Here is a 24451-nt window from a genome sequence, read left to right as displayed (position 1 = left end):
AATGACCTTTACAAGTTTCCGTATTGAGAACACCAAAAAGGGAGGGGATGAGGATGGAGCATTATGGTTGGTTAAGTTTGTTACCACCTGTACTTACTGTTATTCTCGCACTCTTAACTAAGGAGGTTGTTTTTTCACTCTTTACAGGCGTTTTTGTGGGATACCTTATCGTCAACAACTGGAATCCTCTTGCAGCACTCATTGGAACAACGGACGGTATAGCAAACTCTTTGAACGATTCTTGGAACATCAGAATAGTGCTTTTCTGCGCTCTGCTCGGTGCTTTTGTTGGTTTGATGCAAGCTACTGGTGCTGCTCACGCTTTTGGAAAGTGGATGGCATCAAAGGTTAAGAGCAGGAAAGGGACACTCATAATAACCTGGCTCTTTGGTATCTTCATATTCATTGATGACTACTTTAACTCTTTAACAATCGGTACAGTGATGAGACCAGTCACGGACGAGCAAAAGATTTCTCGTGCAAAGTTGGCTTACATACTTGACTCAACGGCAGCTCCAGTTAGTGTTCTTGCTCCTATATCGAGCTGGGTTGTTACAATTATGAGCATAATCAAGGGTTCAGACGGATTTTCAAAATTGGGAGTCAGCGAGTTTACTTTCTTCATTATGCTTATTCCTATAAACTTATATGCGATTCTGGCAATCCTTACAGTTCTTCAAACTACATTAAGAAAAGACTTCGGACCAATGGCAAAGAGTGAGATGCGTGCGTTGAATGGTATTGGTTTGTACGATGAAAAATTTGGACAGCCGACAGGCGAGATAAAAGAAGGCGTTGTAGTAAAAGAAAGAGCAAAAGCCATCGACATGGTCCTCCCCATATTAGTTCTTGTTGGCTTAGCGGTTGTTTTCTTCCCGATAACAACTTACCTTGGAGCAATTGATGGCGAAACCGTCCACAATTTTTCAGAAGCTGTGAAATCGATGACTTTAAAGGATGCATTCAACAATACCGATGCTTCAAAGGCGCTCTTCTATGCATCAATTTTCACGTTGGTCTTCTCCTCAATATATTTCATTGTTAGAGGTCTTCTGACAATTCAAAAAGTTGGCGAAGCGATAATAAACGGTATAAAATCTATGGTTCCAGCACTTGTAATACTTACTTTGGCTTGGACAATAGGTACAGTCATTAAGAGTTCACCAGAGGATGGCGGACTTGGACTTTCTAAGTTCTTAGCCCATGTTGTGACAACGGGTGGTTTTCCACTCTGGGCTCTTCCAGTCGTAGTATTCTTGATTGCAGCGGCAATCTCTTTTGCAACGGGAACGAGCTGGGGCACGTTCTCGATAATGATACCGATCACATTCCCAATAGCGGTTGCTCTCGCTGAAAAAACTGGCGCTGATTTATTAAACAGTACGCTTGTAGCAGTTGGAGCAGCGATAGGAGGAGCTATATTTGGTGATCACTGTTCGCCTATTTCTGATACTACAATCCTTTCTTCAACAGGTGCTTCTTGTCCACACCTTGAACACGTAGCAACTCAAATTCCGTATGCTGTTTTCGCTATGATCGTTTCAGCAATTGGATACCTCGTAGCAGGTCTATTCGATAGTCCTATCGCGGGGCTCATTTCTGCACTTATTGTTTTCTTCGTTGGTTATGAGATTGTAGCCAGAGCTTTTAATCCGAAAGAAGCATAAAATCCAACAAAAAACAAAACCTGGGGATAGTGAACTGTCCCCAGGTTTTTTATTAGGCTTAAGTCTTTAAATATCTTCTTGTATATCAAGATTGTAGTTAATGATTTCATCTTCAGTGAAGAATATTGACATTTCTCTTTGAGCATTTTCTAAAGAATCGCTTGCATGAATGAGGTTTTTCGTCACTGTTAGAGCGAATTCGCCCCTGATCGTTCCAGCTTCAGCTTTTAGAGGGTCAGTCGCACCTACAATGTGGCGCACCATCTCTATAACCCTTGGAGCTTCGAGAACAATTGCTACAACTGGACCGCCCATCATAAATTCAACGAGTTCATTGTAAAACGGTTTTCCAAGGTGAGGTTCGTAAAGCTTTTCACATTGTTCCTTCGTCATCCATAAAAATTTCAGACCGACTATTTTTATTCCGCGCTGTTCAAATCTCTTCAATATCTCGCCTATTAATCCTCTTCTTACTGCGTTCGGTTTAAGTATCACAAAAGTTCTTTCCAAGAGATCACCTCCAAGTTCTTATAGTTCGTTGAAAGTGCACTCAGGATATGATCCATCTCGTTGTGTGGATATTTTACGAGGACAAAAGTGTGGTTTATGTGTGCTTCTATTTCTGGAATGTATCTAACATAGAATATATCGCCGTAGTATTCTGGATATAATAACTCTCCACAAATCTCATTTTTGGGAGATTGCAAACCACCGAGCATTTTCTCCATTTCGATTTTGTATTTTTTACTGAACAGCTCTAAAAACGCGGCCTGAATTGCAAAAGTAACCTTCGGGTGTTTAGGGAAGTGCTTTTCAAGTACTTTTGGTATGATGAAAACATCCTCGGCTTTTGACTTTTCAACAATTGTTCTATACTCTTCTATCACTCCCATAAAAATCTTGTAATTTTCTCCGTTTCGCCTCACTGGAAGTATGGCTCCGATACCCGAATGTTCACCTTCTTGAACTTTCACAACTACATATTCGTAATTTTCCACCTTTTCGAGGTTGTAGAAAAATTTCATTGATTTTCCTCCCCATTATCCAGTACGATTTTATTTCTATACTTTTAGAACTCTCCACCGCCCAATAATTTAGTATAAACTTGTGATGCTAAGTCCGGATCAATTTCGTTTATTCTTGACAGCACTTCTCTTTGCTTGTCTGAATCCATAGTCTTTAAAACGTTAAGTAATTCATCAGAAGTTATTGACTTTGATCTAACCCTGTTAAATATATCCTCTTCGGTATCTGCTTTTTCGGTAGTTTGGGATATAGACTCGTCGGGGATACTTATACTTTCTTCATCCACAGGACTTAAAGGTTGAAGCACTGTCTCCTCCTCAACTTGCTTCTTTTCTGTTGAAGGCATCTTTTTGCTAACTGGTAAAGATATCGGAATATAGCCAATTTCCGTGTTCTTTGCAATTTCGCGCCAAACAGGTGCGACATCTCGTCCACCAGTCAGGTCTTTTCCGTCTTTTACTAGCAAGAATAAATATTTTCCATCGCCACCAACGAACCAAGCATTCTTTTCAGCTGTTCCAGTCTTACCGTATATCTTTCTACCGGGTATGTTTGCAGACTTACCAGTTCCCATAGTAACGACCTTTTCCATAAGCTGCATCGTAAGAACAGAAGCTTCAACTGGAGTTCTTGCTTCAAAATCTTTTGGAGGCTTAACTACATTTAGAATTTCAGGCTTATAGGAATAATAAATTACTCCATTTCTATCTTTAACGTATTCAATGATCCTTGGCCTTATGACAATTCCACCGTTAAATATAGGCTCAAATCCCTTCGCAACATCAACAAGAGATGTTTCCAATGTTCCAAGTGCTAATGTTGCGTCGTTTGGATAATAGCCGTCAACCATCAACGTATTTTTTAGAAAGTTCTTTACTTTGCTTTGACCCAGCGCCATGAAAAGATTTACGGAAGGAACGTTACGCGAGTAGATAAGAGCATTTTCGAGCGTAACTTCCTGCCAGAATTCCTTATCGAAATTCTGAGGGGACCACGTTCCTATAGTAATTGGTTTATCTTCCAAAATGTCGTTCTTATTCCATCCGCCCATGAATGCCAAGTAATAGTACATCGGCTTAATTACGGAACCGACTTGTCTTCTGCCACTTGTGATCCCAAGTCCGTATGCTGCCCTAATTCTACCTGTTGTGTGTTCAATTATTAGTCCAGCCATTTTTGTCTTGTCTATGTTTTTGTTTAGCAACGTTTGCATGTTCTTATCTATCGTTGTTCTGACCCTGAAGCCATTTCTTAGATCCCCGAGCTCAAAACCAAGCTCTTTAAGTTCCACAACTACCATCCAGAAAAGGTCTTGGTCGAACATATTGCCGGCAATGTTGACATTTCTGGCATGTTCCGACGAAAGTGTCTCTAAAGCATTTTCATATTCAGCGTTTGTTATAACACCTTCATTCATCATTTTGCGAAGGACAGTTTTGGTGAAGTCAGCGTTTAATTCTTCAAGAGGATTCGCATGTTCCGGTGAGCGTAAAGTTGCAGTTAACATCGCTACTTCGACGGGTTTCAACTGTTCCAAAGTTTTATTGAAGTAATATTTTGCGGCTGCTGGGAAACCATATACACCATTTCCGAGATAAACAAAGTTTATATACAGTTCCAAAATCTCATTCTTTGAATAGTTCTGTTCTAACCATAGTGCTATTAATGCTTCCTTTATCTTTCGTTTCCACGTTCTTTCAGTTGTTAAATAGAGGGTTCTTGCAAGTTGTTGAGTGATTGTGCTACCGCCTTGAATGCTGTCCGTGGTCAGTATGACAAAAAATGATCTGGCGATTCCAATCAAGTCAACGCCACTGTGCTGATAAAACCTCTTATCTTCGGAGGCTACGATACTATCCTTAACAAGATTCGGTATGTCTTCAAAATCGATCCACACTGTCTTTGGAGTGTAAAGAGGGGTCCCATCGGAGTATTCAACAACAAGACTTGCTGGTACTTTATTTTGCGGTGGTTCAATCCTACTTGTGTACCATTTATAAAGCATCATCGGAAAGATAAATGAGAGTGTGAAGAACAACAAGAAAAGAATTAGAAGAAACTTTTTCAAATTGATCCCTCCAAACGAAGTAAATATTCTTTCCATTTCAGCCCATTCTTTCCATTAAATCCTCCTAAGGAGTTCTTACCTACAACCCTGTGGCATGGAATGTACAAGGGTAAACGATTCATGGCCATTGCATAGCCAACAACTCTTGGATTTGCGTTACAAATCTTTGCAAGTTCACCGTACGTGATTATTTTACCATACGGTACATTTTCTTTCAAACTCTCCCAAATCTTTTCAAAGACAGGACCGGAAGAATAACGAACAGGAAAATCAAACTCTCTTCTCTTACCAGAGAGATATTCTGAAATCTGGGCAGTGAATATATTCTCACCAGAAGGTGCGTATAAGTCGTTAGAAAGTTCGATTTTTTCACATATGCCATTCTTAGTAAATATTAAAACACTACCAATTTCACAGCTTACGATAGATAAATCAAACTTTTGCATAATTAAATCACTCCTTTTCATATAATTGATATTGCTATCTTTATTTTATTAGTTTAGAATATAATCAGAAATATCAATAGTGTGATGAAGCTCGGAAAATTAAGCAAGGGGTGAAGAAATGGACATAAATGAATACCTAAGAAATGTTACCATAAAAACGGCAAAAGGTGAAAGGGAAAGTTGGGATAGCTATTTCAAAAGGCTTTCTAAGATGATAGCTGAAAGGTCAACTTGCGTACACAGAAAAGTCGGTGCACTTATAGTAAAAGATAAGCGAATTCTGGCTACTGGATACAACCAACCTCCTTCTGGATTCCCGCACTGCGACGAGATTGGATGCATCAGAGATGACTTGAATATTCCGTCTGGGAAGAATCAAGAAATTTGCTACGGCTTACACGCTGAACAGAATGCGTTGATGCAGGCCGCGAAATTTGGTATATCGACGGATGGTGCAACTATTTATGTCACGCACAAGCCTTGCTCAGTTTGTGCAAGACTTATAGTTAATGCTGGAATAAAGCGAGTTGTATATATTGAAGGATATCCAGATCCACTTACCGATTTTTTCTTTCAAATGTGCAAAGTGGAGTTAATTGGAGGTGAGGATAGTGAAGAGAGATAAATTAACACAGTATTTAAGAGAGGACAGATGGCCCACTGTATGGTGTCCAGGCTGTGGCAATGGCATCATCTTGAAAAGCTTTATAGATGCTTATGATCAATCTGGTCTGAATCCTGATCAAACAGCTGTTGTTTCAGGAATAGGTTGTTCTTCGAGATCGACGGGGTACTTAGATTTCAATACAATGCACACACTCCACGGTCGTGCAATTGCGTTCGCAACTGGAGTAGCCTTAACAAGACCTGATTTCAAGGTCGTCGTTATGGGTGGAGATGGCGACATAACGGCTATAGGTGGTAACCACTTTATACATGCTTGTAGGAGAAATATAAATCTTACCATAATAATATACAACAACATGATTTACGGTATGACGGGTGGCCAGCATTCTCCAACAACACCTGGCGGCAAAGTAGCGGGCACTATGCCTTTTGGAAATGTAGAAGAACAATTCGATGTTGTTAAATTGGCTCTTTCAGCGGGAGCCACTTACGTTGCAAGATCAACTGTTTACCATTACGCACTTACTGTTAAATACATCAAGGAAGCATTACTACACAAAGGCACTGCTGTTGTTGAAGTCATGTCGAACTGCCATACTTACTACGGAAGGTACAACGGTCTGAGAGAACCATGGCAGATGATGGATTTCTTCAAAGAGAATACGATTATGAAGGAAAAAGCTGAAAAAATGACTGAGGATGAATTAAAAGGAAAGATAGTTGTTGGTGTATTCCGAAAAGACGATTTGAAGCAAGATTTCTATACTCGATACAGACTTACTTACAGTAAGGGGGAATGAAAATGACAAGACCATTCTCTATTAGAATAGCTGGTATTGGTGGACAAGGCAATTTGCTGGCAGGATATATTTTATCAGAGGCATTTGTCATTGCTGAAAAATACGTTATTCAGACTCAGAATTACAGTGAACAGGTCCGAGGGGGTCCAAGCTACTGTGACGTTTTGGTCTCAAATGAACCGATACTTTATCCGAGAGCAGTAGTATTCGATTCTTTGATAATCATGCATCCTTCCATGGTAAGCCATGGAAAATATGTAGCCACTAATGGTATAATAGTGTACGACAGCACATATATACCAGATATTCCTAACGAGATCAAGCGAATAACTAAGAGAATCATAAGTGTACCTGCAAGCAAACTGGCAATTGAAAAGTTCGGTAATGTCATGGTCTCAAACATGATTCTCCTGGGCGCTCTTGTAAAGGCAACTGCACTTGTTGATTTTGATATTTTGTTTGAGGCTGTAAAGGAAGAAGTGAGTCCAAAGTATTACGAACTAAACGTGGAGGCGATAAAGTTTGGAACAACGCTCACAGATAAAGTTTTCAAACCAAGAATTGAACGGAAAAGAAAGAGAACAATTGGGTTCGAGTAATTTGAAGGAATCTTTCTCACACGCAATAGAAGGTATTGTCAATTCAATACTTTCTGAGAGGAATCTTAGAATACATTTTTTAGTTGGACTTGTAGTAATAACAGCAACATTTTTCCTCCCCATAAAAAGAGAGGATATCTTGTGGATAATATTCGCCGTCTTTTTTGTTATTTGGTCTGAGCTTGTGAACACTATAATTGAGCACTTAATGAATTTGTACAGCAAAGAATACCACCCGGTTATAAAGATAATAAAGGATGTTAGTGCAGGTGTTGTACTTTGGGCAGCACTGTTTTCAATTACAGTCGGTATACTCGTTTTCGGTAGTATGTTTTTTGATTGGAGTTTGGAAATAGCCAAAATTTTTGCTATAATATCAACAGTGGCGTTTCCTTTGCTGAGTATACGGGTGGTGAGAAAGTGGAAAAAGAAAAAATAAAAGTTATGATAGTCGACGATTCGCCTTTCATGCGTATGATATTAAAAGATGTTATAGACAGGGAGCAAGACATGGAACTTGTCGCTGCTGCCAAAGATGGAATGGAAGCTGTTGAACTTGCGCTAAAACATAGGCCGGACGTTATAACAATGGATGTTGAAATGCCAAAGCTGAATGGAATAGAGGCGCTTAAAGAAATAATAAAAAGAGCGCCATCAAGGATTATAATGGTCAGTAGCCTTACAGAAGAAGGCGCCGAGATTACATTACTTGCACTCGAGCTCGGAGCTGTTGATTTCGTTACAAAACCGTCCGGAAGTGTCTCAATGGACTTTCGCAAAATGGGACCAGAACTTGTTCAAAAGATACGAGATGCGATGAAGATAAGTCTCAATCAGGTGATGCTTAGAAGAAAACCTTTGGCAGGTCTAAAAGTTAAGACAATGGTCTCTGGAAAAATTGTTGTAATTGGGTCTTCAACAGGCGGTCCGAGATCGTTAGATCTTGTGATTCCTGCTTTGCCGAAGGAGTTCCCCGCGCCAATACTTTTAGTTCAACACATGCCGCCGGGTTTTACGAAATCCTTGGCGCAGAGGTTGGATAGAATTTCTCAGTTGACGGTGAAGGAAGCAGAGGACGGTGATATTTTAAAACCTGGATGGGTTTATGTTGCGCCTGGCGATATCCATATGGGGATAAAGTACCAAGATAGAAAGGCAATCATTTACTTAGATAAAAAGACTGAGAAAATCAATAACGTTAGGCCAGCCGTAGATTATACACTTGACAAAGTAGCCGAAATTTACAAAGAAAATACTGTTGCTGCCATCCTTACAGGAATGGGAAAAGACGGTACAAAAGGTGCGTTTAAAGTTAAGTTCTTTAAAGGTACCGTTATTGCAGAAAGCCAAGAGACATGTGTTGTTTATGGTATGCCGAAATCGGTCGTTGAAGAAGGATACGCAGATTTTGTGCTCCCTGCCGATAAGATACCCGAAAAATTAGTTGAAATTATCTAAAGAAGTACAATTATTATTAAGGAGGGGTATTAAGATGAAGAAGATGTTATTTCTGCTAATCGCTTTGGTTTTGACTATTTCCACTTCTTTTGCGGCAACGTACAAAGACGTACCAGCCAACCACTGGGCTTATGAGGCTGTCGAACAGCTTTCAAAACTTGGAGTTCTAAGCGGTATGCCAGATGGTACGTTTCAAGGAAATCAATCTTTGACAAGATATCAACTCGCTGTTGCTCTTTATAGGCTTATGAATATTTTAAATGACAGAATATCCGCGGTTGAAAAGAAAATACCAACAGGAACACAGACAACAACTCAACAAACAACACTTCCCGCTAACATTACTGCTCAGTTAAACGAGATGTCAAATAGCATTCTTACACTTGGAAATGCTGACAAAACGATAAACACGAGGATCGACGCACTTTCATCAAAAGTTGACACTATCTCTGGAAATGTTGACATTTTGAGCAAAGACCTATCAGGCGTAAAGACAGATGTGTCAGACATTAAAGCACTTTACGATGCACTTGTTAGTAAAGTTACGGAATTGAGGTCTCTGATCTCCGTTACTCCAACTGGTCAGAGCTTGAACACACTTGCACAAGATATAAACGCGCTGAAAAACGATGTTGCAACGCTGAAGAACAATGTTAAGTCACTTACAGACAATAACAACAGTATTGCTCAGAAAGTTGCGGATTTAGAAAAGAGTATAAATGCGCTGAACGATAGCTTTAAATCAACGAATGCACAAATTTCAAATACATCTGTTAGCGTGTCTACACTCTCTGGAAAAGTTTCAAGCTTAGAAAAGAATGTTGCCGATATCCAGAGCAAAATTCAATCGCTCTCTACGGAAATCAAGAATATATCTGGTGCTTCGGACTCTGATATAGCTCAGCTCAAGGCAAATATCTCCTCGCTGCAAACTCAGATAAACACGCTTCAGAGCAAAATCACTGCTTTGGAAAAAGCAGACAGTGACTTCAAAGTACAGGTTGCCGATATTAACAAGAAAATAACAGAACTTACTAACGTTACTGGTGAACTCGAAGAGGTAAAGGCAGTTGTAAGTGTTGTGTCCGGCGATGTTGCTGTTTTGAAGGACAGGGTTGATGGTTTAGAACAGGATGTTAAAGCAAACGCTAAGAACATAGAATCAGTTAATAAGAATGTCGAAGAAGTCAAATCGCAAATACTCACATTGAATACTAAGATTAATTCAAATACTCAGGAATTGGGAGTAGTTAGGAATGAAATCGATAGTTTCAAACTGAATGTAGCCAATCAACAGCAAACACTTGAGAATAAGGTCTCACAACTCGAGAAGGAAAACGAGCAACTCAAAGAACAGCTCAGAGTTGCTCAGTCAAATCAAACTGGCACATTTGCACTAGTCCTTGCCATTATCGGAGTTGCTCTCGGCGGGTATGCACTTTTCTTAGCGATGCAACAATAATAAAATTACAGTTCGAGTTTGACTAAAAGCTGGTCCTTCACGGACCAGCTTTTTAAATCGCAATTGAACGAGGAGGTAGAGAAAATGGGATTTTATATGCCCACGAAAGTCTTGTACGGAAGAGATATCGTTTCTAAGAATAGAGAACTAATTCAGTCCTTAGGAGATACATATCTTATCGTCAGCGGGAAAAGCTCAAAGAAAAATGGTAGTTTGGACGACACATTAGATGTTCTTGACGGCAAGCATTATTACATATTTGATGAGACACCTGAGAACCCGCCATTAGAAATTGTCGAATTTATCGCTCGGAAGTATAGCGATGCAGATGTTGTAATTGGGCTTGGCGGCGGGAGCCCTATGGATACAGCGAAAGCGGTTGCAGTCTTACTTGAAAATCCTTCCTTAAAACCTGAAGAACTTTACGAAAAGGACAAATATGGTAGTGCCAAACCAATCATATGCATCCCAACGACCGCAGGAACTGGGAGTGAAGTTACTCAGTATTCAGTCCTAACGGTGAACGGAAGGAAAAAAGGATTCTCTCACGAATGCATTTTCCCAAAGATTGCACTTATTGACTACAAGTATACAGTCACACTCAATAAGGAACTAACTATCTCAACAGCCTTGGATGCTCTGTCACACGCAGTTGAAGGATATATCTCAAGGAAAGCAACGCCTTTCAGCGACGCACTTGCGTTGGAAAGTATAAGGACAATAAACAGTTACTTACCAAAACTGCTCGATGATCCTGACAATGAATACTACAGGGAACGTATAATGTTCTCGTCAACGCTCGCAGGAATGGTTATTGCGCAGACTGGCACAACGATCGCACACGCACTTGGATATTCTTTAACAACCGAAAAAGGTGTGAAGCATGGACTTGCAACTGCTGTGTTTTTACCATATGAATTGAAAATGGCATTGACTGAATCAAAAGATAAGGTGGAAGAAATCCTGAGGATATTCAATGGCTCTCTTGAAGAGTTCTACGAATTATTGGGTGTATCACTAAGTGTGGAAATCAGCGACGAAGATATAGAAAATTGGTCGAAAATAGTTTCAAATGCTTCTCATATAGCCGTGACACCGGGTAAGTACGACTTGGAGGAAATCAAACATGCGTATATAGAGATTAAAGAAAAGTATTTGATATAAGACTGCAAAATTAAACAATATCAGCCACAATAGCATGCTTTCCGCTTTTTTTTGCCTTGTAGAGCAATTCATCGGCACGTTTTAAAACGCTTATACCTTCAGTATCATCTTCCGGTAAGATTTTAGTTATACCAGCACTCATGGAAACCTTGAATTCCTTTATGTCTAAGTTATCAAGATAATTCATCAATCTCTGAATCGTCAGCTGCGCGTTTTGGATGGTTGTGTTCGGAAGTAAAATTGCGAACTCGTCGCCTCCAAAACGCGCACATATATCGCTATTACGAGTATTTTCAAGCATTGCTCGAGCCAGTGTCTTGATAGCTAAATCACCCATATCATGTCCAAGCGTATCGTTAATCTGCTTCAATCCATCTAAATCTATCATGACAATACTTGCATTTCCACCGTACCTCTTTATCCTTCGTATCTCAGACTGGAGCATCATTATGAAGTAACGGCGGTTGAATAAATTTGTCAGTGGGTCTCTGAAAGACGCTTCCTCAAGTTTCTGAATGTAATATATCCTGTCTAAGAAGTTAATTAGGACGTTTGCAACATTTTGGAGGCAGTTATAAGTGGCGTAACTTGGCAAAGTTCCGCAATGCATCTCTAAAGTAATTGTCTTTTCATCTGTCGACTTTTCAAATTTATAGTACTCAGTTCTATCTGTGTTATCCATATTAAGCAATTCAATATTCTTTGCTTCCTCGGGAGTCCTTATCGTTCCTATAACTTTTCGAGCGTTGCAAGTTTTTGAGAGGATCCTTGATATTTTGCTTATAGAAGCGTGATAATTTGCATCTGATGACGCATCAAGTATTTCTAACAGCACTTGTTCCTCGAAGTCTTTCACCTTCTGGTCAGTGACATCCACACCAACGCTTATCGTACCGTACGGCTTTCCACCTTTTGTTAAGAGCTTGTTTTCCCAAAGTACCGTGATTGTACTACCGTCCTTTGCTAAGATTTCATTCTCGTATGTTTGACGAAGCTCAACTTTTCCGTCCATTATATCCGCGAAAACTTCTAATAGTGTCTTTCTAATGTCTGCAGGAATGAATATTTCAAACCAATTTTTCCCAATTACCTCGGCAAATTTGTAACCAGTTTTTTCCAGAGTCCAATTGTTAATGTAACTTATGATACCATTTTCGTCTAAAACAACGAAAAAGACAGGCGCAAACTCGAGATACGTTGATAAAGTTTCAAGACGTTCAGATATAATCTCATCGACCAACAGCTTTTCGGTTATTACTTCGCCAATCATCCACAAATACGCTTGGCCTTTAAAAACAATAGCTCTTATTTTTTCTTTAGTTCTTTTACATTCTAAGATTTCTTCACAAAAGCCTTTTTCTATCGTTTTTTTTTATTATTTCACCGAAATTTTCAAAAGCATCGAGAAGAATCTCTTTACCCTTCAGTTTAACAGGAGTATTATCGGTACATCTAACGATACGACCGAATTCATCAAAAACAATCACAAATATCTTTGATCTTGAAAGAGCTTTCGCAACAACCTCAAAATCAAACGTGAAAGGTAACGTATTAACAGAACTATTTTTCAAAACAATCCCTCCTTGACTATTTTCTATTATATCACATATATCACATGCTTTGCTATAAACAAAATGAATTTGATTTTATTGTATGATATAATATTTCTTAGATAACATTGACCATTGGAGGTGTAGTATTTGTGGAAGATCCACTGAGTTATTTATGGAACGTTTTTGCTATAGCTATTTTGATCTTTCTTTCTGGATTCTTCTCGGCGTCAGAGACTGCAATGACGTCCGTGAGCAGACATCGTTTAAGGATACTTGCAAAGAGCAAACAGGAAGCTGAAGAAGAAACTGAGGTCCATTTTTTCAACAAGTTGCTTACCACGTTACTCATATCGAATAACCTTGTTAACATCCTTGCATCAACCTTAGCGGCCATAATGTTTTCGAAACTTATTACTTCGGGAAGTGTTTCAGCACTTGTTTCAACGGTAGTTATGACATTTTTGCTCTTAGTGTTTGGTGAGATAACACCCAAGATAATAGCAAGGCAAAACAGCGAAAGATTGTTCGATTTCAGCATAAAAATAATAATATTTCTCTCCAAGATATTTGCTCCGGTAATAACGCTGTTCATAAGGATTTCAAATACGTTTGTAAAAGTCCTGGGTGGGCAAAGTGTTCAAGAAGCCCCATTCATAACAATGGACGACATTGCTTCTTATCTGGAAATGGGAAGGGAAGAGGGAACGATTACTCACGAAGAAGGTCTCATGATAGAACGCACAATAGAGATGGATGAGACGTTAGTTAAAGAAATCATGATACCTCGAATCGATGTTGTAGCTGTTGAGGAGTCGCAGAGCCTCAAAGAATTCATTGAGTTAATCGTTGATGAAGAATACTCGAGGTTCCCTGTATATAGAGATACTATTGATAATATCGTTGGAGTATGCTATGCGAAGGATGTTCTGAGTTTTATAGCACAAAGGGGTATGGATATAATCGACAAAGTTTCTGTAAAAGAGTTAATGCGTCCTCCCTTATTTGTCCCTGAGTTGATGCCGGTCTCTGAATTACTGAAAGAATTTAAAACCAAGAAAGTGCACATGGCTATCGTTGTTGATGAATACGGCGGAACTTCCGGAATTGTTACGATGGAAGATATACTCGAGGAGATATTCGGCGAGATTATGGATGAATACGACGACCATGAAAGTTCTGGAATTAAGAAGATAGATGATAATTCATACCTCGTGGATGCAACTATCTCGTTGAACGATATAGAAAGGGAACTCAGGATCGAATTCCCGGAGGGAGAATTTGAAACTTTAGCGGGATACCTGCTTGATAAATTCAGGCACATACCAAAGGTTGGAGAAATGTACGAGTACGATGGTATCATATTCAAAATAGTAGCATCTTCAAGGAATAAGATTGAAAAAGTATTGCTTACAATAAAGAAAGAACAAGCGCAGGAGGAAGAAAAAGATGAAAACTGAAGAACTTATCCAGAGGGCAAAAGAAGTTATGAAAAACGCGTATGCTCCGTATTCACATTTCCACGTTGGCGCAGCTTTGCTCACAAAATCAGGGAACGTGTACGTTGGGGTAAACGTAGAAAACGCATCGTATGGTTTGACAAATTGTGCTGAAAGAACCGCAATCTTCAGTGCAGTAGCCAACGGAGAAAGCGAATTTGACATGTTGGTCGTTGTCGCTGACACCGATAAACCCGTATCGCCGTGTGGTGCATGCAGACAAGTTATGTCGGAATTTGGAAATTTCAAAGTCATTCTGACAAACCTCAAAGGCGATGTCTTAGAGACGACGGTTAGTGAGCTCCTTCCGTACTCTTTTGATAAAGAAGATCTTAAATAATCTACTGAAAATCAAGGGGTGAAGGATCCTGATAGAACTCCTCCATATAAACGAATATGTGTATCTAAAAAATGTTGACATATACTTTTCTGAAGGCTTAAACGTGATCACTGGCGAAACAGGAACTGGAAAGAGTTTGTTGCTCGATGTTATAGGGTCATTCTTAGACTACCAGAGCTTGCGGAGCGACACTTTTTCAGCAGACATGGTTTTGTACATTCCTGAAGATATAGAAGAATATGGGATTTCTAAGGGCCAGCATATTTTTACTGTCGAAAGAAAGAATAAGAGAATATTCTACAAAATCGATGGAAAACTTGTTGGAAAAGACGCTGTTCAGAGCATTGTTTCAAATGTTGTGACTATCCACAAGCAGAATTCTCATATGAAACTCTTGGACAAAGATTTCATATTGAGTATCCTCGACAATGTCGCGGAAAATTCTGAACTTCTCGACGAATACACCAATCTTTACAGAGAGTACCAGCAGTTAATAAGAATACTTTCGAAGTCCGATATCGACGTGGAATCTAAAAAGGCAGAAGAACTTAGAGAAAGAATCGAGGAAATAGAGAGAGCGAATCTAAGTGTTGAAGAAGAAAGTAGACTGGAAAGCGATTATAAAAGGGCGCTGAACATACAGCACCTGCTTCAAAATTACAACATCGCTTTCCAGCAACTCGAAGAAATAGAGTATTCCCTTAGAAAGATATATTCGCTGATAGAAGATGAACACCAAAGTTTGCTCGACAGCGCCGTAGAATCAATAGCGGAGCTAACCAATAAGATATCAAAAGAGTTGTCAAACCTCGAAGAAGTAAATCTTGATGATATTGAGACGAGGCTGTCTGTCTATAGAAAGTTGAGAAGAAAATATGGTCCAACGGTAGAAGATGTGCTGAGTAATCTCTCAAAGTGGAAAGCAGAACTTAAAGAAATTGAACGTACTATAGAGATTTTAAATAATGCGTCAGTCGAAAAATTGAGGATAGAAAAGAACCTCGAAGAGTTGGCTAATAAGATTAGTGAAAGAAGGAAGCAAGCCGCGAAACAGATTCTGAGTAAGACAGAGAAACATCTGAGAGAACTCAACATGAACGCGCGGATAGATTTCAGTTTCGAAAGTAAGGCACTTTCGAATGATGGCATAGACGATGTTGAACTCGTTGGGAGCACACTATCTACCGGGCAGTTATATCCTTTAAGAAAAATAGCTTCGGGCGGGGAACTTTCCAGGTTGATGCTTGCGATAGAACTTAGCCTTGTGAGTACTTATGTTTTGGTTTACGATGAGATAGATGCCGGGATTGGCGGACTTACGGCGGTTAAACTTGCCGATAAACTGAGTGAGCTCTCTAAGAATCACCAAGTGATAGTTGTTACTCATCTGCCTCAGATAGCACTGAAAGCTGATAAACATTTTGTACTCCAAAGAACTGGAGATATCGGTGCAGTTGTGGAACTGTCTGATTCCGAACGAGCGGAAGAGATAAGGCGCATGTTTGGAGGTAGTGAAATAATCGAAGCGATAGATGATCTTAGACGTGAATAAATAATAACCCCTGAGCTATTAAATCACTCAGGGGTTCTTTCTAACATGTCCTACTGTTGAGATTCTATCTCCTTCATTTTACTAATAACTACTGGGTACAGCTCCCCTATCAATTTTTCTATCTGTTCCGAGCTTTTCGTTCTCGGATCTCTCTCAAGTATATCGGCTATGAGTTTAACATCTTGGGTTTTAAATGCCTCAAGCGCCTGTTTGGCGAGCAGAATTCTCGGTTTCAGATACCAATTTACTACTCTTTCGGATAGTTTTGTCTCCTCAAATTCTATGTTCTCACCGCATACATTGGCGCAGATTTCAACAGCTATATCATAATCTAAATCCTTGATTTTTCCTTTGTTCAAAACGTTAACAACAAACCTATCACATTTCTTATTCACGACGCTGTTTATAAATGGCACGTGTTGTTCACCACTCAGTTTTTCTTCACTGAGAATCTCATCTAAGTATTCATCTAACGGTGTCCCAGTTTTGAGAGCAGTTAATTTTTGACCACCTGTGACCAATTTTACAAAAGTATCTATCATGTGGACAGCTCCGTTGAGCTGTTCTACATACCATTTCCAACCGATTTCCGAATCTGCACCTCCCCATGGAGCGCCATACCACTTGATTTTTGTTTGCAGGTCTCTGTGATATTTCCACGTGGAGTTCCTGACAGTATCGCCTACTGGAAATAGACCGTAGAATTTATACATTTCCCATGCTACAGGTGAGAGTTGGTCGTCAAAAGGATCAGAAGGCTTGAATTCTTCGTATTGAACTTTTTTCATATGTTCATTGAGTTTCTGGTAGAGGTCTTTACCATCCTTATCAACAAATTTCGTAAGCCAGATGCCGTGATTAACCCCACCAACCTGCCATTCGTACTGTTTTTCGCCTATCGTTTGTGCTATAGTTTCCACAGCGTGATGTCCATGACAAAAACCAACCATCTTAATGCCTACTTCATTTGAAACAAGAGTCGTGCCTTCGAAAACTGGGTTGGCTGCTTGTAGATACCAAGCATTTGGAGATAACCTCTCAATAGTTTTGGCAATCTTCAGAAAGAGTGCGAACTGATTCCAATTTGTCAAATTCAAATAATCGGAAACGAAATTGAAATTTTGGGCATCGACACCTCTGTAATATCCATATTTTTCACCAATTGCTCTGACAAGTTCTAGATAGTTGTGCCCACCAGCCATCGCCGTATTGATTACAAAATCTGCCCCTTCCACTGTTTCTTTAATGGTTTCGACAGTACTGAAAGTTATTCTTGCGTTGAAGAAGTTCGTAAGTTCCTTAGCTAAGATCAAGACATTTTCCAACCTCTTCTTGTCAACGTCCATTAAGACAACATGTGTTCCGGACAACTCTTGAATCTTGCACAGATCTGAGATAATCCTTATTGAAAAAACAGCACTTCCTGCACCTATGATACCTATTTTCAGGTTCTTCATCCCTATCCCTCCTTTTGCTGTGGTGATATTCAATTATGTTGAAATTTTTGACTAACTATATTGTATAATAAAAAAGGAGAAATGGAAGAAAGAGGTGTCTTTTTTATGAGCGGAGACAAAATAGTTATAATAACATATGATGAGAGCAATGTAGAAGAACTTTTTCAAATATTAGAATTTGTCGGATACAATGTCACACTTATCAATTCCATTTCGGAGTTTTCGGAACAAAACAACGTCCAAGCTGTTCTTATATTCAACAAGTTCTCCAAGATTACACAAGAATACGTGCGCTGGTTTAGAACACGCAGCGAGTATAAAGACATACCTATAATAGTTCTTCTTAATCAGAAGGATTATGTAACTCTTCTTGAGTTGTACCAAATTGGTATTTCAGACTACATCGAACTGCCAATAATAGATGTTGAGGCTATTTCAAAAATCGCACTGCATGTCGAATTAAAGAAGAATAGGGAACGGATTGAAAACTTGTACAAAGAACTCAAAGAAAGTCTGGAACTCTCTACGCAGCTCCAAAAGTTAATGTTACCCAATACATTTGATTTAAAGAATAATGTATGGTTTACATCACGTTATATTCCTTCTCAAATTGTAGGTGGAGATATGTTCGATTATTTTGAAGTTGGAGAAGCTGTTTATATATATGTGGCTGACATATCGGGCCACGGAATTCAATCTGCGCTTCTGTGTTCAGCAGTCAAATCGCTTTTTAGGGCAGCGGCTCAAAAGAGCGGCAGAATACATGAAATAGTAAATGAAATGGCGGAGAATATTAAGAATGTTTTGGGACGTAATTACGTAACAGGTCTTTTTATGAAGATTGAACAAGACAGTATCGAATATCTGAATTGCGGTCATCCTTCTTTGATCACATATGACGGAAGCCACTTTTCAATTCTTGATATGAAATCGATATTCCCCATCGGTTTACTTGATTATTCTTATTCTGAAGAGGATTGTGGCACATTTGTCATTGATGAGAATATAACTTACATGGCATATTCCGACGGATTGTATTCAATATTTGAACGTTATTACCCGAATTCTTCCGCTATGGAGTTGCTGACAAAATTCCTTAACCAAGAAATTTCTGGAGTTTCTCCAGAAGCACTACCTTATTATGTAGCATCGGTGGTGTTAAGAAAGTATGGAAACTTTCCGGATGATTATTCTGTCTTATGCTTTGGAAGAAGTAAGAGCTCGTGTTATGCGGACAACACTTTTAAAAAGTCAGAATGCGTTTTTCAGAGCGGTGCAATATATACGCTTTTAGAAGAACTAATAAAAAATGCGCGCTCTGACGAGTACGCACTTATGGTTAATGAACACGAAAAATACTATTCTATAATTTCGAGAAATATCGAAACGGGCTGGATACTTCGAAAGATACCGATGAGCATTACTTTGACATTCAACGATGTGGACGTTATAAAATTGTTCAAATAAACTTTTCTATGTTTTCTATAATCAGTTTTATAGCCTTTCTTCCCAAGCGAAGGTCCATCGATGCGACAGGTTTTGTTTCCTTTTCGCTAACCTGCTCTGGTAGAAATGGTATATGAACAAAAAGGGCATGTTTCGGGTTTTGATAAACTCTTGAATTATGTAAAGAGTAATAATAGACCTCATTACAGATGTACTGACCAGCTGTATACGACAGTTGTGTAGGGATTTTATTTTTCTTAAGCAAAGAGACAATCTCTTTAACTTTTAAATCGGTCATATAAGCATCCGTACCGTTCTCGATTATTTGGCAGTCAGATTTTATGACATTTTCGTTGTCTGGCTGGTTCGAATCCAGTATGTTTACTGCCAGCCTTTCAATTGTGATAGCAGTACTTCCGCCAGCCTGCCCTACGTGTAGAGCCACGTCAAATTGTTCTTTCGAATAATAATCTTGTAGCATAGCAATGCTTTTTTCATAACTTACTGGAAGAATTTTGCATATTAAATTGATCCCTTCGAATCTTGTCCTTGACAGCTCCTTAACAATTTTTCCACTCGGATTTATTTTTTCCCCACCGAATGCCTCAAAACCAGTAAGCAAAATCTTGAGCATTAGAAAAACCTCCTCATCAAAATCTTTGAAACATTATAAATTTCGCGGCTTCTCTTGTCAAGCAAAGCATTATGTTCATAGTGAATATATGTAGACTATAAAGGCCGCATATGCTAAAATACGTTTGTAGTGAATAAATTAACAAGCTTTTTGAAGCGTGAGGGGCGATTATATGCTAGAAGTTATCAATATCAGCAAGTCTTTTAAAACCAAAAAGAAGGGCGTAATCGAGGCTGTTAAAAACGTCTCTTTCGAATGCCACGAAGGCGAGATATTTGGATTGCTTGGACCTAATGGTGCAGGCAAAACGACAACTTTACGTATAATATCGACATTGATGAAGCAGGATAGCGGGGAAGTCTTTGTAAAAGGCATTAGTACTTTGAAGGAACCAGAAAGAGTACGAGGAATTATAGGCTTTTTGACGAGCGATATGAAAGTTGCCGGTAATCTCACAGGCAGAGAGCTCTTAACATTTTTTGGACGGCTGAACAAGATGCCTGATGAGAAAATAAAAGATAGAATTAATATACTCTCAGAGATGTTGGCTTTAGAAGATTTTATAGATAGACCTCCTAACAAGCTTTCGAGTGGAATGAAGCAAAAACTTTCAATTGCTATTAGTCTAATACACGACCCGCAAGTAATAATATTTGATGAGCCTACCAATGGTTTAGACGTATTTGCCGCAAAGGTGGTCACAGACTTTTTGAAAGAAATGAAAAACAAGGGAAAAACCATAATCATATCAACACACATTATGTCCGTTGCGGAGAAGCTGTGCGATAAAGTGGGACTAATTTTTAACGGGCAACTCGTGGAAAATGGAAGCACAGATGAGATTCTGAAGAAAAATGAGAGTGAAGATTTGGAGGAAGTCTTTTTCAAATACGCTAACTCATTAGGGGTGACGAGAAATGTTTAAAGACTCGCTTATCATAATGAAAAAAGAATTGAAGAACTTCTTTAAGGACAGGAGAAGTGCTCTCACGCAGTTTTTACTGCCATTTGTATTTTACGCGTTAATATTTGGCATCATTGGATACGTTTCAAAAATTGAACGAGAACGTACAGAAAAAGCCTCATATGTTGTTATTGTTGAAACTTCGACAAGGGAAGAAATTAAAGATGCGCTAAGTGCGGTAGAGAGCATAGGTAATGTCGAATTCAGATTTGGAAAAATCAATGAAAAATATATATTCGAAAATGACGAAGCTATAGGGTTAATAGCTAATTATGATCAAGGTATTTACAAGTTCACAGTGCTTTACAATCCAAAGAGGCAAAAGAGCTCCTACATCGCCAGTCAAGTTAGAAACGCACTATATAGTTTTAATCAGAAATTAGTAAATGAAGAGCTTTTGAATAAAGGGATCGATATTACAAAATTGAATTTTGTCAATTTAGAAGAAAAGCACGTCGGACTGAGCGCCGAAGATAAGGCTGAAGAAGGGAAAGAGAAAGCCGAAATTATCATGATGATGTCAGGATTAATACCGTACTTTCTTGTTATTTTCCTGTTTTCAGGTGCTATGGGACTTGGATTTGATATAACAGCTGGCGAAAAAGAGAGAGGGTCTCTTTCGATATTGTTAGTGAATCAAGTTTCTCGCACATCGATAGCCTTGGGAAAAGTGATGTACCTGATGATCGTTTCCGGTTTGTCGGCTATATTCAATTTGATAGGTCTGATCATTGGAATCAACGTGCAGGTAGCGTTTTTAAGTAGCGAAGGAGTTAACACATTCACATCTGCGCTTGCTGAAATTGGTCTGAGTGGTTACCTATACATGCTGTTTGCTATATTATCTTTGGCGCTGCTATCTTCTGCGATAATTGTCTTAATTGGAAGCTTTGCGAGAAGTCAGAAAGAAGCAGGCACTTTTGTTTCGCCTATTTACATAATTGTCCTCTTGGTTGGAATATCGACGATGAACTCTGAAGGTAGCAAGGGAGTCATAAATTATCTTTACCCCATACTTAACGTCATATATACGATAAAAGATATATTCTTGGAAACATTTAAAATACAGAATTTTGTAGTCATGATAATAACAAATACGGTTCTGTTATTCGTTTTGATATACGCTATAACGAAGATATTCAATTCCGAGAAAGTGTTGGAAGTTTCGGTAGAGTAACGAAATGGAGGGAGGGTGTATTTATGAAGGTAAGAGTGTGGAAGCCAACGGAGGAAGAGGTATTGAAGGCCAAAAAATGGCCCACATGGGAAAAAGAAGAAAGCGTTTTTGATTGGTACTACGATGAACCGGAGCAATTTTACGTGATTGAAGGCGAAGTTGAAGTCACATTGGATGACGGTACAAGAGTATCTTTCGGAGCGGGGGACATGGTGCGATTTGATTCGGGCGTATCTTGTACTTGGAACGTGAAAAAGTATATACGCAAACACTACAACTTTGGATGAATCAATGGTGATATTATGGAGAAGAAGTACGCCAAAGCTGTTGCATACATATATTTAACAATAACCCTATTAGCCTTTTCAAGCATAGAAGTCATCTCAAAACCGCTTATGGGTAAAGTTGATCCATTTTTTATGACATCTTTTAGATTTCTGATAGGCGGACTCTTCATGATGTTATTTGTGAAGAAAGATATAGAGTACAAAGATTTGTTTCCTCTGACGATGATTGGTGCTCTAAACAGTATCATTTCAATGACTTCACTACAACTTGCTGTAAAATATTCAAATGCCTCAACTGCCGCAACGCTTGTGGCAAGCAATCCGATCTTTGTTTCATTTTTCGCAGTCATCTTGCTCAACGAGAAATACAATTGGAAGAAATACTTAGGAATAGTTTTGGGATTCGTTGGAATTGTGATATTCAGCGCAGGAAAGATAAGTGGCGATTCCTGGATTGGCATATTTTATGGAATCTTAGCTGCATTAACTTTCGGACTCTACACTGTTCTAATGAGACGATACACAAAAAAGTACGGACCTTTGACAGTGACGGCGTACTCGTCACTATGCTCGAGCCTGATTTATATATTAATCCTCGTAGTGCTTAGAAAATTCACAATCCCGACAGCAATAAATTTTAGCGGATGGAGTATAATAGTTTATCTTGGATTGATAGTCACTGGTGTGGCTTATGTGACATACTTTAAAGCCATGGAAGTTGTTGGGGCTACACAGGCAAGTAGAATATTTTTCCTAAAACCTGTTGTTGCAACGCTATTTGCTGTTCTTTCACTTGGGGAGACTATAAGCATTGTAAAGATAATAGGAATTGCAACTGTTTTATTCTCATTAACTTTGTGAAAAATATCTTGAATTATGAAAAAAGAAGGTAAAGGCAAAAAAATAGCATAAATCACCTAAAAGCAATTATTTACTTCAGATTTGAGCATGTGAAATTTCTTTTTTGTATGTTATAATAATCACGAAGTGTGAAGGAGGGATGTGTGTGGCCGTATGTGAACACCACAAGGAACTTTACGAGGAGCTTGATGCTTATATTGAAGAGGTGAAGGACAGACCTGGTATACTTATAGGAGTCTTACATAAGGCTCAAGAACTCTTTGGTTGGTTACCGCAAGAGGTTCAGGAACATATCGCTGAAAAGCTCAACCTCCCAGTTTCAGAAGTTTATGGAGTAGTTACGTTCTACAACTTCTTTGCGACTAAGCCAAAGGGAAAGAATCAAATTAAAGTGTGTCTCGGTACCGCTTGTTATGTCAAAGGCGGAGACAGGGTTATGGAAAGATTTTTGGAAGAACTCGGTGTAAAAGCTGAGGAAGTAACCGAGGATGGGCTTTTCTCTGTACATGCAGTAAGATGCCTTGGAGCATGCAGTATGGCTCCTGTTGTTCTTGTTGGCGAAAAGGATTTCTATGGTAAAGTAACGCCAGATATGGTTAGCAAAATCATAGCTGCTTACAGGAGGGGTGGGTCGCAATGAGTAAAGTAAAAAGCTTAGAGGAATTAATGAAGATTAAAGAGCAGGCTCTGCAAAACATAAAGATGAGAGAAGCAGGAAAAAGAGGAAAAATAGTCGTCGCAATGGGTACATGTGGAATCGCAGCTGGTGCAAAGGATACTCTCAAAGCGATCGTTGAATACATGAACGAGCTTAAGATTGATGACATAGCAGTTGTTCAGTCTGGCTGTATGGGACTTTGTGAAGTTGAACCAACGATAGAAGTCTCTCTCGAAGGTCAAGAACCAATAGTTTATGGTAACGTAACACCAGAGAATGCAAGAAGAATCGTTCAGTCGCATATTCTTGAAGGAAAAGTTGTCTCAGATTTGGTTGTAAAAAGAGGAGAAGTTTAATAAGATGAGCAAGTTTACTGTGCATGTCTGTACTGTAGGATGCTGTAGGGATAATGGGGGACTTGAAATATTCAGAGCGTTTTCTGAAGAAATTGAAAGACTAAATTTGCAAGAGCAATTTACCGTCAAAGAAGCTGAATGTAATGGAATCTGCAAATACAAACCTACAGTTGTGATTGAAACAGAAACAGGTGAGAAATTCTTTTATGGAAATATGGATCCGGAAGTTGCGAAAGATTTAGTGAAGTATCACATTCAAAACGATATCGATAGCGAGAAAGTAATTGCCTCACACTTAGTTAAAAAAGAGTGATTCTCGAATCTTTTCATTGACGCGATGAGTTTATTAATTC

General features: G+C 38.9%; 27 protein-coding genes. 19 read left to right on the top strand and 8 right to left on the bottom strand.

Annotated features, from left to right (window positions below; all coding sequences use genetic code 11):
* The first annotated feature begins 53 nt into the window (after nucleotides 1-53).
* Nucleotides 54-1667: a Na+/H+ antiporter NhaC family protein gene (locus BUA11_RS04615; RefSeq protein WP_072758884.1), complete on the top strand. Its 1614-nt coding sequence runs from the start codon at nucleotides 54-56 to the stop codon at nucleotides 1665-1667.
* 66 nt (nucleotides 1668-1733) lie between these two features.
* Here the strand turns inward: BUA11_RS04615 and ndk are convergent, their stop codons facing one another.
* Genes ndk through BUA11_RS04595 form a run of 4 tightly spaced genes read right to left on the bottom strand, consistent with a single transcriptional unit; the run spans nucleotide 1734 to nucleotide 5207 of the window.
* Nucleotides 1734-2177, bottom strand: a complete 444-nt coding sequence (ndk, locus tag BUA11_RS04610) for a nucleoside-diphosphate kinase (protein ID WP_072758882.1) — start codon at nucleotides 2175-2177, stop codon at nucleotides 1734-1736.
* Nucleotides 2159-2692, bottom strand: a complete 534-nt coding sequence (locus BUA11_RS04605; RefSeq protein WP_072758880.1) for a hypothetical protein — start codon at nucleotides 2690-2692, stop codon at nucleotides 2159-2161. The genes ndk and BUA11_RS04605 overlap by 19 nt, the downstream gene beginning before the upstream one ends.
* 44 nt (nucleotides 2693-2736) lie before the next feature.
* Complete coding sequence (locus tag BUA11_RS04600; RefSeq protein ID WP_072758878.1) at nucleotides 2737-4761, bottom strand: transglycosylase domain-containing protein; 2025 nt, start codon at nucleotides 4759-4761, stop codon at nucleotides 2737-2739.
* Nucleotides 4758-5207, bottom strand: a complete 450-nt coding sequence (locus BUA11_RS04595) for a methylated-DNA--[protein]-cysteine S-methyltransferase (protein WP_072758876.1) — start codon at nucleotides 5205-5207, stop codon at nucleotides 4758-4760. The genes BUA11_RS04600 and BUA11_RS04595 overlap by 4 nt, the downstream gene beginning before the upstream one ends.
* A gap of 118 nt (nucleotides 5208-5325) precedes the next feature.
* Here BUA11_RS04595 and BUA11_RS04590 point away from each other — a divergent pair, with 118 nt between their 5' ends.
* The 7 genes from BUA11_RS04590 to BUA11_RS04560 all read left to right on the top strand — a co-directional run bounded on the left by BUA11_RS04590 (nucleotide 5326) and on the right by BUA11_RS04560 (nucleotide 11317).
* Entirely contained in the window at nucleotides 5326-5832 is a 507-nt protein-coding gene (locus BUA11_RS04590) for a deoxycytidylate deaminase (RefSeq protein ID WP_072758874.1), read from the top strand.
* Nucleotides 5819-6634, top strand: a complete 816-nt coding sequence (locus BUA11_RS04585; protein ID WP_072758872.1) for a 2-oxoacid:ferredoxin oxidoreductase subunit beta — start codon at nucleotides 5819-5821, stop codon at nucleotides 6632-6634. Before BUA11_RS04590 ends, BUA11_RS04585 begins: the two co-directional genes overlap by 14 nt.
* A gap of 2 nt (nucleotides 6635-6636) precedes the next feature.
* Nucleotides 6637-7233: a 2-oxoacid:ferredoxin oxidoreductase subunit gamma family protein gene (locus BUA11_RS04580; protein WP_178137745.1), complete on the top strand. Its 597-nt coding sequence runs from the start codon at nucleotides 6637-6639 to the stop codon at nucleotides 7231-7233.
* Entirely contained in the window at nucleotides 7157-7672 is a 516-nt protein-coding gene (locus BUA11_RS04575) for a diacylglycerol kinase family protein (RefSeq protein WP_245789525.1), read from the top strand. Before BUA11_RS04580 ends, BUA11_RS04575 begins: the two co-directional genes overlap by 77 nt.
* Nucleotides 7654-8691 carry a protein-glutamate methylesterase/protein-glutamine glutaminase gene (locus BUA11_RS04570; RefSeq protein ID WP_143145277.1) on the top strand — a complete coding sequence of 346 codons (1038 nt, stop codon included), beginning with the start codon at nucleotides 7654-7656 and terminating at the stop codon, nucleotides 8689-8691. Before BUA11_RS04575 ends, BUA11_RS04570 begins: the two co-directional genes overlap by 19 nt.
* 34 nt (nucleotides 8692-8725) lie before the next feature.
* Complete coding sequence (locus BUA11_RS04565) at nucleotides 8726-10153, top strand: S-layer homology domain-containing protein (protein ID WP_072758867.1); 1428 nt, start codon at nucleotides 8726-8728, stop codon at nucleotides 10151-10153.
* Between the two features lie 84 nt (nucleotides 10154-10237).
* Nucleotides 10238-11317: an iron-containing alcohol dehydrogenase family protein gene (locus BUA11_RS04560; RefSeq protein ID WP_072758865.1), complete on the top strand. Its 1080-nt coding sequence runs from the start codon at nucleotides 10238-10240 to the stop codon at nucleotides 11315-11317.
* A gap of 10 nt (nucleotides 11318-11327) precedes the next feature.
* On the opposite strand, the gene BUA11_RS04555 is transcribed toward BUA11_RS04560, so the two are convergent.
* Together BUA11_RS04555 and BUA11_RS04550 are read right to left on the bottom strand one after the other, a co-directional pair.
* Nucleotides 11328-12587 (bottom strand): sensor domain-containing diguanylate cyclase, encoded by a 1260-nt coding sequence (locus BUA11_RS04555; RefSeq protein WP_072758863.1) that lies wholly within the window; start codon nucleotides 12585-12587, stop codon nucleotides 11328-11330.
* A 73-nt stretch (nucleotides 12588-12660) separates the two neighbouring features.
* Complete coding sequence (locus BUA11_RS04550) at nucleotides 12661-12888, bottom strand: hypothetical protein (RefSeq protein WP_072758861.1); 228 nt, start codon at nucleotides 12886-12888, stop codon at nucleotides 12661-12663.
* Between the two features lie 131 nt (nucleotides 12889-13019).
* Here BUA11_RS04550 and BUA11_RS04545 point away from each other — a divergent pair, with 131 nt between their 5' ends.
* From BUA11_RS04545 to BUA11_RS04535, 3 genes are read left to right on the top strand one after another with little or no spacing between them, the layout of a single operon-like run.
* Nucleotides 13020-14327, top strand: coding sequence for a hemolysin family protein (locus tag BUA11_RS04545; protein ID WP_072758859.1), 1308 nt, complete (start codon nucleotides 13020-13022; stop codon nucleotides 14325-14327).
* A complete protein-coding gene (locus BUA11_RS04540) occupies nucleotides 14317-14706 on the top strand; it encodes a cytidine deaminase (protein ID WP_072758857.1) in 390 nt (129 codons plus the stop codon). The genes BUA11_RS04545 and BUA11_RS04540 overlap by 11 nt, the downstream gene beginning before the upstream one ends.
* A gap of 25 nt (nucleotides 14707-14731) precedes the next feature.
* On the top strand, nucleotides 14732-16258 hold the full coding sequence (locus tag BUA11_RS04535; RefSeq protein ID WP_342742942.1) for an AAA family ATPase: 1527 nt from the start codon (nucleotides 14732-14734) through the stop codon (nucleotides 16256-16258).
* A 50-nt stretch (nucleotides 16259-16308) separates the two neighbouring features.
* Here the strand turns inward: BUA11_RS04535 and aglA are convergent, their stop codons facing one another.
* Nucleotides 16309-17715 (bottom strand): alpha-glucosidase AglA, encoded by a 1407-nt coding sequence (aglA, locus tag BUA11_RS04530; protein WP_072758854.1) that lies wholly within the window; start codon nucleotides 17713-17715, stop codon nucleotides 16309-16311.
* Nucleotides 17716-17820: 105 nt separating this feature from the next.
* Here aglA and BUA11_RS04525 point away from each other — a divergent pair, with 105 nt between their 5' ends.
* Nucleotides 17821-19182 carry a SpoIIE family protein phosphatase gene (locus tag BUA11_RS04525; protein WP_072758852.1) on the top strand — a complete coding sequence of 454 codons (1362 nt, stop codon included), beginning with the start codon at nucleotides 17821-17823 and terminating at the stop codon, nucleotides 19180-19182.
* Here the strand turns inward: BUA11_RS04525 and BUA11_RS04520 are convergent.
* Nucleotides 19175-19795 carry a pyroglutamyl-peptidase I gene (locus tag BUA11_RS04520; protein ID WP_072758850.1) on the bottom strand — a complete coding sequence of 207 codons (621 nt, stop codon included), beginning with the start codon at nucleotides 19793-19795 and terminating at the stop codon, nucleotides 19175-19177. The two genes, BUA11_RS04525 and BUA11_RS04520, sit on opposite strands and share 8 nt — an antisense overlap.
* Nucleotides 19796-19967: 172 nt before the next feature.
* Here BUA11_RS04520 and BUA11_RS04515 point away from each other — a divergent pair, with 172 nt between their 5' ends.
* The 7 genes from BUA11_RS04515 to BUA11_RS04485 all read left to right on the top strand — a co-directional run bounded on the left by BUA11_RS04515 (nucleotide 19968) and on the right by BUA11_RS04485 (nucleotide 24411).
* Nucleotides 19968-20720, top strand: a complete 753-nt coding sequence (locus BUA11_RS04515; protein WP_072758848.1) for an ABC transporter ATP-binding protein — start codon at nucleotides 19968-19970, stop codon at nucleotides 20718-20720.
* Nucleotides 20713-21936, top strand: coding sequence for an ABC transporter permease (locus BUA11_RS04510; protein ID WP_072758846.1), 1224 nt, complete (start codon nucleotides 20713-20715; stop codon nucleotides 21934-21936). The genes BUA11_RS04515 and BUA11_RS04510 overlap by 8 nt, the downstream gene beginning before the upstream one ends.
* A gap of 23 nt (nucleotides 21937-21959) precedes the next feature.
* Complete coding sequence (locus BUA11_RS04505; RefSeq protein WP_072758844.1) at nucleotides 21960-22223, top strand: cupin domain-containing protein; 264 nt, start codon at nucleotides 21960-21962, stop codon at nucleotides 22221-22223.
* Nucleotides 22224-22238: 15 nt separating this feature from the next.
* The gene (locus BUA11_RS04500) at nucleotides 22239-23084 is read left to right on the top strand and encodes a DMT family transporter (protein ID WP_072758831.1); all 846 of its coding nucleotides are present in this window, start codon (nucleotides 22239-22241) and stop codon (nucleotides 23082-23084) included.
* Between the two features lie 145 nt (nucleotides 23085-23229).
* Nucleotides 23230-23724, top strand: coding sequence for an NADH-quinone oxidoreductase subunit NuoE family protein (locus tag BUA11_RS04495; RefSeq protein ID WP_084634360.1), 495 nt, complete (start codon nucleotides 23230-23232; stop codon nucleotides 23722-23724).
* Nucleotides 23721-24098, top strand: coding sequence for a (2Fe-2S) ferredoxin domain-containing protein (locus tag BUA11_RS04490; RefSeq protein WP_072758827.1), 378 nt, complete (start codon nucleotides 23721-23723; stop codon nucleotides 24096-24098). The genes BUA11_RS04495 and BUA11_RS04490 overlap by 4 nt, the downstream gene beginning before the upstream one ends.
* A 4-nt stretch (nucleotides 24099-24102) precedes the next feature.
* Nucleotides 24103-24411 carry a (2Fe-2S) ferredoxin domain-containing protein gene (locus tag BUA11_RS04485; protein WP_072758825.1) on the top strand — a complete coding sequence of 103 codons (309 nt, stop codon included), beginning with the start codon at nucleotides 24103-24105 and terminating at the stop codon, nucleotides 24409-24411.
* The last annotated feature ends 40 nt before the right edge of the window (nucleotides 24412-24451 follow it).

This window comes from Fervidobacterium gondwanense DSM 13020 (assembly GCF_900143265.1).
GTDB lineage: Bacteria > Thermotogota > Thermotogae > Thermotogales > Fervidobacteriaceae > Fervidobacterium > Fervidobacterium gondwanense.
Note: the sequence above shows the minus strand (reverse complement) of the source record. Positions and strands in the feature narration are given on the sequence as shown.

What these genes read in the sequence shown, in the direction of transcription:
- BUA11_RS04615 (WP_072758884.1), top strand. Translation starts at nt 54, where the DNA reads ATGGAGCATTATGGTTGGTTAAGTTTGTTACCACCTGTACTTACTGTT.
- BUA11_RS04605 (WP_072758880.1), bottom strand. Translation starts at nt 2,692, where the DNA reads ATGAAATTTTTCTACAACCTCGAAAAGGTGGAAAATTACGAATATGTA.
- BUA11_RS04595 (WP_072758876.1), bottom strand. Translation starts at nt 5,207, where the DNA reads ATGCAAAAGTTTGATTTATCTATCGTAAGCTGTGAAATTGGTAGTGTT.
- BUA11_RS04590 (WP_072758874.1), top strand. Translation starts at nt 5,326, where the DNA reads ATGGACATAAATGAATACCTAAGAAATGTTACCATAAAAACGGCAAAA.
- BUA11_RS04580 (WP_178137745.1), top strand. Translation starts at nt 6,637, where the DNA reads ATGACAAGACCATTCTCTATTAGAATAGCTGGTATTGGTGGACAAGGC.
- BUA11_RS04565 (WP_072758867.1), top strand. Translation starts at nt 8,726, where the DNA reads ATGAAGAAGATGTTATTTCTGCTAATCGCTTTGGTTTTGACTATTTCC.
- BUA11_RS04560 (WP_072758865.1), top strand. Translation starts at nt 10,238, where the DNA reads ATGGGATTTTATATGCCCACGAAAGTCTTGTACGGAAGAGATATCGTT.
- BUA11_RS04555 (WP_072758863.1), bottom strand. Translation starts at nt 12,587, where the DNA reads ATGATTGGCGAAGTAATAACCGAAAAGCTGTTGGTCGATGAGATTATA.
- BUA11_RS04540 (WP_072758857.1), top strand. Translation starts at nt 14,317, where the DNA reads ATGAAAACTGAAGAACTTATCCAGAGGGCAAAAGAAGTTATGAAAAAC.
- aglA (WP_072758854.1), bottom strand. Translation starts at nt 17,715, where the DNA reads ATGAAGAACCTGAAAATAGGTATCATAGGTGCAGGAAGTGCTGTTTTT.
- BUA11_RS04525 (WP_072758852.1), top strand. Translation starts at nt 17,821, where the DNA reads ATGAGCGGAGACAAAATAGTTATAATAACATATGATGAGAGCAATGTA.
- BUA11_RS04520 (WP_072758850.1), bottom strand. Translation starts at nt 19,795, where the DNA reads ATGCTCAAGATTTTGCTTACTGGTTTTGAGGCATTCGGTGGGGAAAAA.
- BUA11_RS04515 (WP_072758848.1), top strand. Translation starts at nt 19,968, where the DNA reads ATGCTAGAAGTTATCAATATCAGCAAGTCTTTTAAAACCAAAAAGAAG.
- BUA11_RS04510 (WP_072758846.1), top strand. Translation starts at nt 20,713, where the DNA reads ATGTTTAAAGACTCGCTTATCATAATGAAAAAAGAATTGAAGAACTTC.
- BUA11_RS04505 (WP_072758844.1), top strand. Translation starts at nt 21,960, where the DNA reads ATGAAGGTAAGAGTGTGGAAGCCAACGGAGGAAGAGGTATTGAAGGCC.
- BUA11_RS04500 (WP_072758831.1), top strand. Translation starts at nt 22,239, where the DNA reads ATGGAGAAGAAGTACGCCAAAGCTGTTGCATACATATATTTAACAATA.
- BUA11_RS04490 (WP_072758827.1), top strand. Translation starts at nt 23,721, where the DNA reads ATGAGTAAAGTAAAAAGCTTAGAGGAATTAATGAAGATTAAAGAGCAG.
- BUA11_RS04485 (WP_072758825.1), top strand. Translation starts at nt 24,103, where the DNA reads ATGAGCAAGTTTACTGTGCATGTCTGTACTGTAGGATGCTGTAGGGAT.